This is a genomic window from Pseudomonas brassicacearum subsp. neoaurantiaca (genome assembly GCF_013608025.1).
Taxonomy (GTDB): domain Bacteria; phylum Pseudomonadota; class Gammaproteobacteria; order Pseudomonadales; family Pseudomonadaceae; genus Aquipseudomonas.
Genome location: NZ_VDLV01000010.1, coordinates 206,180 through 219,616, shown reverse-complemented (window position 1 = coordinate 219,616; position 13,437 = coordinate 206,180). Strand labels below are relative to the sequence as shown.

Below are 13,437 nucleotides of genomic sequence, written 5' to 3'. Positions count from 1 at the left end.
TCATGCCTTCAATCCTGCATGTAGATCCTGCAAGCGACGTACGGTCTTCTCGGGACCGAACTTGAGCGCTTCGCAGATCGCTTCGCCCGCAGCAATGGTCGTGGTGCAGTAGATCTTATGCTGCAGCGCGTTGCGACGAATGGAGTAGGAATCGGCGATCGACTGGCGACCTTCCGTGGTGTTGATGATCAGCGTGACTTCGTCATTCTTGATCATATCGACCACGTGAGGACGACCCTCGGTCACTTTGTTCACGCGGCGCACTTTCAGCCCCGCCGCCTCGATCAGCTTGGCGGTGCCGGCAGTGGCAACCACTTCGAAGCCCAAGTTGATCAGATCACGGGCCACACCTGCAACCAGTGGCTTGTCGTCATCACGCACGCTGATGAACGCCGTGCCGCCCGTCGGCAATACTTCGCTGGCGCCCATCTGCGCCTTGGCGAAGGCTTCACCGAACGTATCGCCCACACCCATCACTTCACCGGTGGACTTCATTTCAGGGCCGAGGATCGGGTCCACGCCGGGAAACTTGGCGAACGGGAACACCGCCTCTTTCACGCTATAGAAGTTCGGAATGATTTCCTTGGTGAAACCCAGCTCTTTCAGGGTTTTGCCAGCCATGACCCGTGCAGCGATCATTGCCAGGGAAACACCGATGCATTTGGAAACGAACGGCACGGTACGGGAAGCACGCGGGTTCACTTCGATGACGTAGATGTCTTCGCCCTGCAACGCCAACTGCACGTTCATCAGACCAATAACGCCCAGTTCCAGGGCCATTTTCTTGACCTGCTCACGCATCTCATCCTGGATGTGCGCTGGAAGCGAGTACGGCGGCAGCGAGCACGCGGAGTCACCGGAGTGAACACCGGCCTGCTCGATGTGCTGCATGATCGCACCGATCACCACGTCCTTGCCGTCGCTGACCGCATCCACGTCCATCTCGATGGCGCAGTTCAGGAAGTGGTCCAGCAGCACCGGGCTGTCGTTGGATACTTGCACCGCTTCACGCAAGTAACGCTTGAGCTCGTCTTCCTGATAAACGATTTCCATCGCACGGCCGCCCAGTACATAGGAGGGACGCACCACCAACGGATAACCGATCTTGGCCGCGGCACGAATCGCTTCGTCTTCGCTGCGCACGGTGGCGTTTGGCGGCTGACGCAGGTTCAAGCGCTCAACCATCTGCTGGAAGCGCTCACGGTCTTCGGCGCGGTCGATGGCATCCGGGCTGGTGCCGATGATCGGCACGCCAGCGGCTTCAAGGGCACGAGCCAGTTTCAGCGGGGTCTGGCCGCCGTACTGAACGATCACGCCTTTTGGCTTCTCGACGCGGACGATTTCCAGCACGTCTTCCAGGGTCACTGGCTCGAAGTACAGGCGATCGGAGGTGTCGTAGTCAGTGGAGACGGTTTCCGGGTTGCAGTTGACCATAATGGTCTCGTAACCGTCGTCGCGCAGGGCCAGTGCCGCGTGCACGCAGCAGTAGTCGAACTCGATGCCCTGGCCGATCCGGTTAGGACCGCCACCCAGGATCATGATCTTGTCCCGGGTCGAAGGCGCGGCTTCGCACTCTTCTTCGTAGGTGGAATATAGATAAGCAGTGTCGGTGGCGAACTCGGCCGCGCAGGTGTCGACGCGCTTGTAGACCGGGAACACTTCCAGCTTGTGACGATGAGCGCGCAGGCTCTTCTCGGTCACACCCAGCAACTTGGCCAGGCGCATGTCGGAGAAGCCTTTGCGCTTGAGGCGGAACATCATGTCGCGGTCGATGCTGGACATGCCCAGGGTCTTGACCTTCTCTTCTTCCTTGATCAGATCTTCAATCTGCACCAGGAACCAAGGGTCGATCATGTTCATGCCGAAGATCTGCTCGACGGTCATGCCGGCACGGAAGGCATCGGCCACGTACCAGATACGCTCGGCACCCGGCACGGTCAGCTCGCGCTTGAGCACGCTCATGCTTTCCGGATCGTTCAGGTCCAGCTTCGGATCGAGGCCGCAGACGCCTACTTCCAGACCGCGAAGGGCTTTCTGCAGGGACTCCTGGAAGGTCCGGCCGATGGCCATGACTTCACCGACCGACTTCATTTGAGTGGTCAAGCGGGCATCGGCCTTGGCGAATTTCTCGAAGGCGAAGCGTGGCAGCTTGGTCACAACGTAATCGATGGACGGCTCGAAGGACGCCGGGGTCTTGCCGCCGGTGATGTCGTTCGACAGCTCGTCCAGGGTGTAGCCCACGGCCAGCTTGGCGGCGACCTTGGCGATCGGGAAACCGGTGGCTTTCGACGCCAGGGCCGAAGAACGGGATACCCGCGGGTTCATCTCGATGACCACCATGCGACCGGTATTCGGGCAGATGCCGAACTGGACGTTGGAGCCGCCGGTTTCCACGCCGATCTCGCGCAGTACCGCCAGGGAGGCGTTACGCAGGATCTGGTATTCCTTGTCGGTCAGGGTCTGGGCCGGCGCGACGGTGATCGAGTCACCGGTGTGCACGCCCATCGGGTCAAAGTTCTCGATGGAGCAGACGATGATGCAGTTGTCCTTTTTGTCGCGGACAACTTCCATTTCATATTCTTTCCAGCCGATCAGGGATTCGTCGATCAGCAGCTCCTTGGTCGGCGACAAGTCGAGACCACGGGCGCAGATTTCTTCGAATTCCTCACGGTTGTAGGCGATACCACCACCGGTGCCGCCCATGGTGAAGGACGGACGGATGATGCACGGGAAGCCCAGGCGCTCCAGGACGGCGTTGGCTTCTTCCATGCTGTGGGCGATGCCCGAGCGAGGACAGTCCAGGCCGATGGATTTCATTGCCTTGTCGAAACGCGAACGGTCTTCGGCCTTGTCGATGGTGTCGGCGTTGGCACCGATCATTTCCACACCGAACTTCTCCAGGACGCCTTCGCGCTCCAGGTCCAGGGCGCAGTTCAGCGCAGTCTGGCCACCCATGGTCGGCAGCAGCGCGTCCGGGCGCTCCTTCTCGATGATCTTGGCAACGGTCTGCCATTTGATCGGCTCGATGTAGGTGGCGTCGGCCATGGCCGGGTCGGTCATGATGGTGGCCGGGTTGGAGTTCACCAGGATGACGCGGTAGCCCTCTTCGCGCAGGGCTTTGCAGGCCTGGGCGCCGGAGTAGTCGAATTCGCAGGCCTGGCCGATCACGATCGGGCCAGCGCCAAGAATCAGGATGCTTTTTATGTCTGTACGTTTTGGCATGGGTTTGTCACTCAAATCCGCAGGTCAGTCGGCTAGGCCGTCGAACAATCTTTGAAGCGCCCGTGGGGGCCGCCGCTTTCGGGGCCGCCCTCGGGCTTCACGCGGTCAGCGTCGCTTGGCCATCTCATTGATGAAGCGATCGAACAGCGGCGCCACATCGTTCGGGCCCGGGCTCGCTTCAGGGTGGCCCTGGAAGCTGAACGCGCTCTTGTCGGTACGCTCGATGCCTTGCAGCGTGCCGTCGAACAGCGATTTGTGGATCGCACGAACGTTGGCCGGCAGGGTCGCCTCATCCACGGCAAAACCGTGGTTCTGGCTGGTGATCATCACCACGCCGGTGTCCAGGTCCTGGACCGGGTGGTTGGCACCGTGGTGGCCATGACCCATTTTCAAGGTCTTGGCGCCCGAAGCGAGGGCCAACAGTTGGTGACCGAGGCAGATGCCGAAGACCGGGATCTCGGTTTCCAGCACATCCTTGATCGCCTGGATCGCGTAGTCGCAAGGCTCCGGGTCACCCGGACCGTTGGACAGGAACACACCATCTGGCTTGAGCGCCAGGACGTCGGCGGCCGGAGTTTGCGCCGGCACCACGGTGACGCGGCAACCGCGCTCGACCAGCATGCGCAGGATGTTCAGCTTGACGCCGTAGTCGTAGGCAACCACGTGGTATGGCAGCTCGGAAGCCTCGATCGTCGCGTGACTGTCGGTCTTCAGATCCCAGACCGTGGAGCGCCATTCGTACTGCGCCTTGGTGCTGACGACTTTCGCCAAGTCCATGCCCTTGAGGCCAGGAAAACCTTGGGCAGCGGCGATGGCGGCTTCTTCGGAAATGTTGTCGCCGGCCATGATGCAGCCGTTCTGCGCGCCTTTTTCCCGAAGGATGCGGGTCAGGCGGCGGGTGTCGATACCGGCGATCGCCACGACGTTGTTGGCTTTCAGGTAATCGGACAGGGACATCGTGTTACGCCAGTTGCTCGCTACCAGCGGCAAGTCACGGATGACCAGGCCAGCGGACCAGACGCGATCAGACTCGGCGTCTTCCGGCGTGGTGCCGGTGTTGCCGATGTGCGGATAAGTCAGGGTAACGATTTGTTGGGCGTAGGAAGGATCGGTAAGAATTTCCTGATAGCCGGTCATTGCGGTGTTAAACACCACCTCACCAACGGTCTGACCGTCGGCTCCAATGGCTTCGCCGCGAAAAATGCTGCCATCAGCAAGGGCGAGTATGGCTGGCTTAGTCAAGAAGACCTCCCGTAAATAAAGCCTGAAAGGGCGATCGCAGGTTGTAAAAAAGCGGAGTGACGTATGGACACGTCACCCCGCTTGTTCACTGAATTATTCTGCGCGCTTTTAGTGGACACACTAAAGCTGTAGCTTACAGAAAAAGGCTTTTTTGGTCCACCGCTAATGAGCCTTAAAGGCAGAGGAATGCGACAGGCCGTCGCGAGGCGGTGCAAAACGGGGCTCAGTATAACCTGAACCCCGCCTTGAGGGGCATCAACGCAGGTCGAGAACGTCCTGCATGTCGTACAAACCAGGCTCGCGCCCATCCAGCCACAACGCGGCACGCACGGCGCCCTTGGCGAAGGTCATCCGGCTCGATGCCTTGTGGGTGATCTCCAGGCGCTCGCCTTCGGTGGCGAACAACACGGTATGGTCGCCCACCACGTCACCACCCCGCACGGTCGCGAAGCCGATGGTGTCGCGCTCGCGAGCACCGGTATGCCCTTCGCGACCATACACGGCCACCTGTTGCAGATCGCGCCCCAGCGCATCGGCAATCACTTCACCCATGCGCAAGGCCGTGCCCGAAGGCGCATCGATCTTGTGCCGGTGATGCGCCTCGATGATCTCGATATCCGCATCGTCACCCAAGACCCGCGCCGTCAAGTCGAGCAATTTGAGCGAAAGGTTCACGCCCACGCTGAAATTCGCCGCAAAGACGATTGGAATGTCCTTGCCAGCTTCGGCCAGCAATTGCTTCTGCGCAGCATCAAGACCGGTCGTACCGATAACCATGGCTTTGCCTGCCTTGCGGCAGATGGCAAGGTTTTTCAGCATGACTTCCGGCAAGGTGAAATCAACGAGGACGTCAAATTCGTCGATCACCTTTTCCAGCCCACCGGACATCGGCACGCCAATACGCCCGATCGAGGCCAATTCGCCAGCGTCGGCGCCAACCAGGGTACTGTCGGGCCGGACGATGGCGGCCGTCAGCCCCGACAGCGGTGAACGCTGTTGCACCGCCTCGACCAACGCCTTGCCCATGCGCCCGGCGGCGCCCATCACTGCTATACGTCGCATGCGGACTCCTTAGAGATCGCCGAAGAAGCGCTTCACGCCTTCGAACCAGCCAGTGGTTTTTGGCGAGTGGCTGTTGTCATCCGCAAGGGAACTGCGGAATTCTTCAAGCAACTCACGCTGGCGTCGGCTCAGGTTGACCGGGGTTTCCACCGCCACACGGCACATCAGGTCGCCTGCTCCACCGCCACGCACTGGCGCGACGCCCTTGCCGCGAATCCGGAACTGTTTGCCGGTCTGCGTACCTTCGGGGATCTTCAGCTTGACGCGACCGTCGAGGGTCGGGATCTCAAGCTCGCCACCCAAGGCCGCATCGACAAAGCTGATCGGCACTTCACAGAACAGGTGCTTGCCGTCGCGCTGGAAGATCGCGTGCTCGCGCACGTTGATCACGACATACAAGTCGCCAGTCGGACCGCCCTGGGCCCCCGCCTCGCCCTCACCGGACAAGCGAATGCGGTCACCGGTGTCGACACCCGCCGGCACTTTGACCGACAGCGTCTTGTACTCTTCCACACGCCCTTCGCCGTGGCAGGAATCGCACGGGTCGGAAATGATCTTGCCTTGGCCATGGCAACGCGGGCAGGTCTGCTGTACCGAGAAGAAACCCTGCTGCATGCGAACCTGGCCGATACCGCCGCATGTCGGGCAGGTCACGGGCGACGAACCTTTCTTGGCTCCCGAGCCATCGCACGGTTTGCAGTTGACCAGCGTCGGCACACGAATATTGACCGTCGTACCGCGCACCGCCTCTTCCAGATTCAGCTCCAGCGTGTAGCGCAGGTCACTGCCACGCTGGGCGCCACCACGGGCACCGCCGCGACCGCCACCGAAGAAATCGCTGAAAACATCGCCGAAGATGTCGGAGAAATTCTGACCGCCGAAACCGGCGCCACCACCGCCCATGCTCGGGTCGACACCGGCATGACCGTACTGGTCGTAGGCCGCACGCTTACTGGAGTCGGACAGAACTTCGTAAGCCTCGTTGGCTTCCTTGAACATCTCTTCCGACGCTTTGTCGCCGGGATTACGGTCCGGGTGATGCTTCATCGCCAGGCGACGATAAGCCTTTTTCAGCTCTGCCTCGCTGGCACCGCGCTCGACACCCAATACTTCGTAAAAATCACGCTTTGCCATTAGTCTTTGCACTCTTATAGGACGTTCGGCAAACCTCTCCTGAACCTTGCCAAACTCGTTGAGCCCCAATACAGGCCCGGACCCAACTCACGTCAATTCAACGATCCTGGTCGTAGGCTTTGTAGGAAAAGTGCCTGCGCGACGTCTCCTACAACCAAATCTTTCAGCCAGGGCCCCGGCCAAAATGCGGTGCTCATCGCCCGAAAAGCAGGAGCATTCCCGAACACACCGCCAACACCCGAACACTGTCGCATGTTGTAAAAATTCGCTGGCTCCAGACACGCCAACGCGGGAGCAAGCTCCCGCGCGGCGACATCCTACCAGCCACCGCACAAATGCAGTCAACCGGCCGACCAACAAGCGATTACTTGTTGTCTTTCACTTCTTCGAACTCAGCGTCGACGACGTCGTCGGCTTTTTCCGCCGATTCGCCTTGCTGCGCGGCGCCTTCAGCTGGCTGAGCCTGCTCGGCGTACATCTTCTGAGCCACTGGAGCGGAGACTTTCGACAGCTCTTCGATCTTCGCCTCGATGGCCGCTTTGTCGTCACCTTTGACAGCCGCTTCAAGGGCAACCACGGCCGCCTCGATAGCGGCTTTCTCTTCAGCGGTCACTTTGTCGCCGGCATCGGCAACCATCTTGCGAGTCGAGTGAACCAAGGCATCGCCCTGGTTGCGAGCGCTTGCCAGCTCTTCGAACTTGCGGTCTTCCTCGGCGTTGACTTCAGCATCGCGGACCATCTGCTGAATTTCTTCCTCGGACAGACCGGAGTTGGCCTTGATCACGATCGACTGGGTCTTGCCGGTCGCCTTGTCTTTCGCGCCGACGTGCAGGATGCCGTTCGCGTCGATGTCGAAGGTCACTTCGATCTGTGGCACGCCACGTGGTGCTGGCGGAATCTCTGCCAAGTCGAACTTGCCCAGGGACTTGTTTTGAGCAGCTTGCTTGCGCTCGCCCTGCAGAACGTGGATGGTCACGGCGCCCTGGTTGTCATCGGCAGTCGAGAACACCTGGGATTTCTTGGTAGGAATCGTGGTGTTTTTCTCGATCAGCGCGGTCATCACGCCACCCATGGTTTCGATACCCAGGGTCAGCGGACTAACGTCCAGCAGCAGAACGTCTTTCACGTCACCGGCCAGAACGGCGCCCTGGATAGCTGCACCCATGGCAACGGCTTCGTCAGGGTTCACGTCCTTGCGAGCTTCTTTACCGAAGAAATCGGTAACCAGTTTCTGCACCAGTGGCATACGGGTCTGACCGCCGACCAGGATCACGTCATTGATCGAGCCCACGTCGATACCGGCATCCTTCATCGCAATGCGGCAAGGTTCGATGGTGCGCTGAACCAGGTCTTCCACCAGCGCTTCGAGCTTGGCGCGGGAGATTTTCACGTTCAGGTGCTTAGGACCGGTAGCATCTGCGGTGATGTACGGCAGGTTCACGTCGGTCGACTGGCTCGAGGACAGTTCGATCTTGGCTTTTTCAGCGGCTTCTTTCAGGCGCTGCATGGCCAGCGGGTCACCCTTGAGGTTCATGCCGCTTTCTTTCTTGAACTCGTCGACGAGGTAGTCGATCAGGCGGATGTCGAAGTCTTCACCACCGAGGAAGGTGTCACCGTTGGTGGCCAACACTTCGAACTGGTGCTCACCATCAACTTCCGCGATTTCGATCACGGAAACGTCGAAAGTACCGCCACCCAGGTCATAAACGATCACGGTGTGATCGCCCTTGGCCTTGTCCATGCCGTAGGCCAGAGCCGCCGCGGTAGGTTCGTTGATGATACGCTTTACGTCCAGGCCTGCGATGCGGCCGGCGTCTTTGGTCGCCTGACGCTGGCTGTCGTTGAAATAGGCAGGGACAGTGATGACCGCTTCAGTCACCGCTTCGCCGAGATAGTCTTCGGCGGTTTTCTTCATTTTCTTCAGAATTTCAGCCGAGATCTGTGGCGGTGCCATTTTCTGGCCGTTCACTTCAACCCAAGCGTCGCCGTTGTCAGCCTTGGCGATCTTGTAAGGCACCATCTTGATGTCTTTCTGAACGACTTCTTCGTCGAACTTGCGACCGATCAGACGCTTCACCGCGTACAGGGTGTTATGCGGATTGGTCACAGCCTGACGCTTGGCGGATTGGCCCACCAGGATCTCGCCATCGTTGGCGTATGCGATGATCGACGGCGTGGTGCGCGCGCCTTCAGCGTTTTCAATAACCTTGGCCTTGCCGTTTTCCAGCACGGAGACGCACGAGTTGGTGGTCCCCAGGTCGATACCGATAATCTTGCCCATGTTAACTCTCCCGGAACTTGAATTTTTTTGCCGCAGCAGTGGTGGCTAACTGCGGTAGTACTTAAACGCTTGACTTCTTAATGGGGCCGTTGCGCCCGATTTCAAGCCTGCTCATCAATAGAGGGCGAAACCGGTGCCGGCGCCTTGCTGACCACAACCATGGCCGGGCGCAGCAAACGACCGTTGAGCAGGTAGCCCTTCTGGAAAACCTTCAGCACGCTGTTTGGCTCGACGTCCGCACTTTCCTGCATCGCCATGGCCTGGTGATGCTCGGCGTTGAAGGGTTCGCCGTGTGGATCGATCGCCTCAAGCTGATAGCGCTTGAGGGTGTCCTGGAACATTTTCAGGGTCAGCTCGATGCCTTCACGCATCGGCCGGATGTTCTCGTCGTCCGGATTGGACAGCTCCAAGCCGCGCTCAAGGCTGTCGATGATCGGCAGCAGATCGCCAGCGAAACGCTCCAGGGCAAACTTGTGGGCCTTCTCTACGTCTTGCTCGGCGCGACGGCGAACGTTCTGCAGATCGGCTGCTACACGCAACGCCTGATCCTGCGCACCGGCCAGTTGCTCCTCGAGCACTTGTACACGTGCCGACAGGTCTTCGCCCGAGTCCTGGGGAGCCTGATTGGCGTCTAGATTTTGCGTGTCCTGCGTCTGTTCGTCAGCCATAGATTTCTCCTTTCAACTTCGTCCGCGAGCTCGACTCGCGCTTCTGCCCCGGTATATGGGGCCGGGTTTTCAAGCTTCAAGGGTCACCTGACGAATTAACCCTACAAAAGACAGCAGCATGGTCATTCCTCGCAGCACTAAGAATCTCGCGCAGCCAAGCAAATCGAGCTAAGCGCAGGCATTGTCAGCCCGAAACAAAACACTGTATAAATAACCAGACCTAAAGCCTGGGAGCGGCCTTATGCTGGTGCACCTGTCCGTACACAACTACGCCATCGTCGAACATCTCGACCTCGAACTCGATCGGGGCATGAGCGTGATCACCGGTGAAACCGGCGCGGGCAAGTCGATCATGCTCGACGCCCTGGGCCTGACGCTGGGCGACCGCGCCGATAGCGGCGTGGTGCGTCCCGGAGCGGACAAGGCCGACATCCTGGCAACCTTCGACCTGGTCGATATTCCCGAAGCCAGCACATGGCTGGCTGAACGCGACCTGGACACCGATGGCCTGTGCATCCTGCGCCGGGTCATCACCGCCGAGGGCCGCTCCCGAGGCTACATCAACGGCACGCCCTGCCCACTGGGCGACCTCAAGGCCCTGGGTGAGCTGCTGATTGATATTCACAGCCAGCATGAACATCAATCCCTGCTCAAGACCGACACCCATCGCCGCCTGCTCGACGAATACGCAGGCGCCACCGACCTGGCACGCCAGGTTCAACTGGCCGCCCAGCGCTGGCGGCAAACCCGGCAGGAACTGGATCGCCTCTCCAACTCCGGCGACGAACAGCGTGCTCGCCACCAGTTGCTGAGCTACCAGCTGGAAGAGTTGGAGAACCTGGCCCTGGGTGAAAACGAGCTGGAGGAATTGGAACAGGAACACAAGAACCTGACCAACGCCGAGGCGCTGCTGGGTATTTGCCGTCAGGTCGTTGAACAATGCAGCGAAAACGATTCAGGAAACGTGCTCAACGCCCTGACAGCGAGCCTGAACCGGCTTTCCAGCGTCAGCAACTCGGTGGGCGCCCTGAACGAAGCTACGAACCTGCTGACCAGCGCACAGATACAGGTCGAGGAAGCCGTCGGGGAATTGAACCGGTTCCTCGATCATTTCGATGCCGACCCGGCACGCCTGCAATATCTGGAAGAACGCCTGGATACCATCTATACGCTCGCCCGCAAGCACCGCGTCCAGCCGACCGATGTCGTCGAGCTGCAGCAGCGCCTGCTGGAAGAGCTGGAATCCCTGAACGCCAATGATGAATCCATCGAGCGCCTCGGCGACGAGCTGGCTTCCTATGCGCGTCATTATCAGGAAAAAGCCAATGAGCTCAGCCAACTGCGCCGCCAGGCCGCGACAGGACTGGCCAATGCCGTGGAGCAGGAGATCCAGCGACTGGGCATGCCGGGCGGGCGCTTCACCATCGAGTTGCACCCCAACGCGGGCAACGAACTCCAGCCCAATGGACTGGAGCAGGTAGAGCTGCTGGTCAGCGCCAACCCTGGCCAGCCGCTCAAGGCGCTGGCCAAAGTGGCGTCCGGAGGCGAGCTGTCGCGCATCAGCCTGGCTATCCAGGTCATCACCGCGCAAACCTCAAGAGTGCCTACATTGGTATTCGACGAAGTGGACGTAGGGATTGGCGGCCCGACGGCGGAAATTGTCGGCCAATTGCTCCGCAGGTTGGGCGAACGCGGCCAGGTCCTGACCGTTACCCACCTGCCTCAGGTCGCAGCCCAGGGACACCAGCATCTTTTTGTCCACAAGGTGCGTGGCGAAGATGCGACTCGTACCGCTGTGTCCAAGCTCAACAAAAACGAACGCGTGGAAGAAGTGGCACGAATGCTGGGTGGCATCGACCTGACCAAGGAGTCCTTGGCGCATGCCAAGAAAATGGTGATCGCGGCAAAAATCTAAAAGACATCGCAAAGCAAGAAGGCGACCCGAGGGCCGCCTTCTTTCGTTTTGGGAGCATTGAGTCCCGCGACGAGCTTATTTGCGCTTGCGCACATGCAAGACGAGATGGTGATCGATCAGCTCGAAACCATACTCTTCAGCAATCGCTTTTTGCAGCTTCTCGATTTCGGGACTGACGAATTCGATGACTTCACGGGTTTCCACATCCACCATATGGTCATGGTGCTCCCCGTCAGCCAATTCAAAGACGGCATGACCGCCATCAAAATTATGACGAGCCACCAGCCCCGCAGCTTCGAACTGAGTCAGGACACGGTAAACCGTGGCCAGACCGACGTCCTCGCCAGCTTCCATGAGCGCCTTGTAGACGTCTTCGGCACTCATGTGGCGTTGCTCTGCGGAATCGAGCATTTGCAGAATCTTGACCCTTGGAAGGGTCACTTTGAGGCCGGCTTTGCGTAGTTCGCTATTTTCAACCATGGTCAGCTTTCTCGCGATGCTGCTTCGCAGCTTCTCTTATTGCGGGTATGATCGGCGTTTACGTTGTCCCAGCCAAGATAGTGGAAGTCGCCCACCGATGCAAAACACCAAGCTCTTGCTAACCAGTTTCACCTTTGTGGGACTGCTCGCACTCGCCGGTTGTTCATTCCCCGGGGTTTACAAAATCGACATCCAGCAGGGCAATGTCGTCACGCAGGACATGATAGACCAGTTACGCCCGGGAATGACCCGTCGGCAAGTACGGTTTATCATGGGCAACCCCCTGCTGACCGACACGTTCCATGCCGATCGCTGGGATTACCTGTACAGCTTGCAGCCAGGCGGCGGTGAGCGGCAACAAGAACGCATCAGCGTTATCTTCAATGCCAATGATCAGCTTGTCAGCCTGTCGGGTGATTTCATGCCGGGCGTAAGCCGTGATGAAGCCATCATGGGCAAGGACAGTGGCACCACCGTCACCGATCCGACGCAGAAAGCCGAACAGCCAAAACCGGAAAAACCGGCCAAGCCAGGTTCGCTACTGGACCAGATCCAGAAAGACGTGGACAAAGTCGAGACCGTACCTGTGCCGACTCCGGAGCCGCTGGATACGTCACCGCAATAAATCGCGACATGAAAAAACCCGGCATGCCGGGTTTTTTATTGCCTGCGATTCAGCCCGACTATTGATCTGCCTGACGCGCCTGGGCAGCCTTCGCCGCACGCAGGCGACGAATTTCCTTCGGATCAGCCAGCAAAGGTCGATAAATCTCAAGCCGATCCGCCGGCTGGACCACTTGCTGGTCCGGATCGGCAACCACCTTGCCAAAAATCCCGACAGGGCAAGTGGACAGGTCCAGCTCCGGAAACTCCTCAGCGATGCCCGACACGATCAGTGCGGCGCGAACAGATGTTCCTTCGTCGACCTTGAATGGGCGCAACGCCTGGCGATCGCTAGCGGCGTACACCACTTCTATCTCGATCAACGCTTGAGCTCGGCATTTTGCTTGGCCCGCTGGCAGAACGCGTCCACCAGGGTATTGGCCGCCTGATTGAACAGCGGCCCCAACGTTGCCCGCACTAGCGGCCCGGCGTAATCGAACGACAGGTCCAGGCTGATCTTGCAGGCCTTCTCGCCAAGCGGCTTGAACACCCATACACCATGGAGCTGATTGAAAGGGCCTTCTTCAAGGTTCATCTCGATGGACTGGCCCGGCACCAAGGTATTGCGAGTGACGAAATGCTGGCTCAATCCACCCTTGGCGACATTGAGACTGGCGCGCATATGGGTTTCGGAGCTTTCGAGCACCTCGGCGGACGAGCACCACGGCAGGAACTGCGGATAACTCGCCACGTCGTTGACCAGGTCATAGAGCGCCTGCGCCGGATAAGGCAGCAAGGCCGAGCGTTGAATATGTGTCGTCATGCAAGCG

General features: G+C 59.4%; 11 protein-coding genes. 2 read left to right on the top strand and 9 right to left on the bottom strand.

From position 1 onward, the window contains the following. The 6 genes from carB to grpE all read right to left on the bottom strand — a co-directional run bounded on the left by carB (position 1) and on the right by grpE (position 9,609). The gene (gene carB / locus FHK92_RS07680) at positions 1-3,222 is read right to left on the bottom strand and encodes a carbamoyl-phosphate synthase large subunit (protein WP_181287541.1); all 3,222 of its coding nucleotides are present in this window, start codon (positions 3,220-3,222) and stop codon (positions 1-3) included. 105 nt (positions 3,223-3,327) lie between these two features. Beyond that, positions 3,328-4,464 (bottom strand): glutamine-hydrolyzing carbamoyl-phosphate synthase small subunit, encoded by a 1,137-nt coding sequence (gene carA, locus FHK92_RS07675; protein WP_181287540.1) that lies wholly within the window; start codon positions 4,462-4,464, stop codon positions 3,328-3,330. A gap of 255 nt (positions 4,465-4,719) precedes the next feature. Then, entirely contained in the window at positions 4,720-5,526 is an 807-nt protein-coding gene (gene dapB, locus FHK92_RS07670; protein ID WP_181287539.1) for a 4-hydroxy-tetrahydrodipicolinate reductase, read from the bottom strand. 9 nt (positions 5,527-5,535) lie between these two features. Further along, complete coding sequence (gene dnaJ, locus FHK92_RS07665) at positions 5,536-6,660, bottom strand: molecular chaperone DnaJ (RefSeq protein WP_030139779.1); 1,125 nt, start codon at positions 6,658-6,660, stop codon at positions 5,536-5,538. A gap of 364 nt (positions 6,661-7,024) precedes the next feature. Next, positions 7,025-8,941 carry a molecular chaperone DnaK gene (dnaK, locus tag FHK92_RS07660; RefSeq protein ID WP_181287538.1) on the bottom strand — a complete coding sequence of 639 codons (1,917 nt, stop codon included), beginning with the start codon at positions 8,939-8,941 and terminating at the stop codon, positions 7,025-7,027. A 101-nt stretch (positions 8,942-9,042) separates the two neighbouring features. Then, complete coding sequence (grpE, locus tag FHK92_RS07655; RefSeq protein ID WP_181287537.1) at positions 9,043-9,609, bottom strand: nucleotide exchange factor GrpE; 567 nt, start codon at positions 9,607-9,609, stop codon at positions 9,043-9,045. Between the two features lie 241 nt (positions 9,610-9,850). Between grpE and recN the strand changes: the two genes are divergently transcribed. Beyond that, positions 9,851-11,524, top strand: coding sequence for a DNA repair protein RecN (recN, locus tag FHK92_RS07650; RefSeq protein WP_181287536.1), 1,674 nt, complete (start codon positions 9,851-9,853; stop codon positions 11,522-11,524). A 75-nt stretch (positions 11,525-11,599) separates the two neighbouring features. Here the strand turns inward: recN and fur are convergent, their stop codons facing one another. After that, complete coding sequence (gene fur / locus FHK92_RS07645; protein ID WP_030139775.1) at positions 11,600-12,004, bottom strand: ferric iron uptake transcriptional regulator; 405 nt, start codon at positions 12,002-12,004, stop codon at positions 11,600-11,602. A gap of 97 nt (positions 12,005-12,101) precedes the next feature. On the opposite strand from fur, the gene FHK92_RS07640 reads away from it, so the two are divergent. Next, the gene (locus FHK92_RS07640; RefSeq protein WP_181287535.1) at positions 12,102-12,629 is read left to right on the top strand and encodes an outer membrane protein assembly factor BamE; all 528 of its coding nucleotides are present in this window, start codon (positions 12,102-12,104) and stop codon (positions 12,627-12,629) included. Positions 12,630-12,687: 58 nt separating this feature from the next. On the opposite strand, the gene FHK92_RS07635 is transcribed toward FHK92_RS07640, so the two are convergent. Both FHK92_RS07635 and FHK92_RS07630 read right to left on the bottom strand, forming a co-directional pair. Beyond that, positions 12,688-12,990, bottom strand: coding sequence for an RnfH family protein (locus FHK92_RS07635; protein WP_181287534.1), 303 nt, complete (start codon positions 12,988-12,990; stop codon positions 12,688-12,690). Beyond that, a complete protein-coding gene (locus tag FHK92_RS07630; RefSeq protein ID WP_030139772.1) occupies positions 12,987-13,430 on the bottom strand; it encodes a type II toxin-antitoxin system RatA family toxin in 444 nt (147 codons plus the stop codon). Before FHK92_RS07630 ends, FHK92_RS07635 begins: the two co-directional genes overlap by 4 nt. Positions 13,431-13,437: the final 7 nt, after the last annotated feature.

Coding starts and splice junctions, on each gene's coding strand:
- recN (WP_181287536.1), top strand. CDS start 9,851: ATGCTGGTGCACCTGTCCGTACACAACTACGCCATCGTCGAACATCTC.
- fur (WP_030139775.1), bottom strand. CDS start 12,004: ATGGTTGAAAATAGCGAACTACGCAAAGCCGGCCTCAAAGTGACCCTT.
- dapB (WP_181287539.1), bottom strand. CDS start 5,526: ATGCGACGTATAGCAGTGATGGGCGCCGCCGGGCGCATGGGCAAGGCG.
- FHK92_RS07630 (WP_030139772.1), bottom strand. CDS start 13,430: ATGACGACACATATTCAACGCTCGGCCTTGCTGCCTTATCCGGCGCAG.
- dnaK (WP_181287538.1), bottom strand. CDS start 8,941: ATGGGCAAGATTATCGGTATCGACCTGGGGACCACCAACTCGTGCGTC.
- dnaJ (WP_030139779.1), bottom strand. CDS start 6,660: ATGGCAAAGCGTGATTTTTACGAAGTATTGGGTGTCGAGCGCGGTGCC.
- FHK92_RS07640 (WP_181287535.1), top strand. CDS start 12,102: ATGCAAAACACCAAGCTCTTGCTAACCAGTTTCACCTTTGTGGGACTG.
- carB (WP_181287541.1), bottom strand. CDS start 3,222: ATGCCAAAACGTACAGACATAAAAAGCATCCTGATTCTTGGCGCTGGC.
- grpE (WP_181287537.1), bottom strand. CDS start 9,609: ATGGCTGACGAACAGACGCAGGACACGCAAAATCTAGACGCCAATCAG.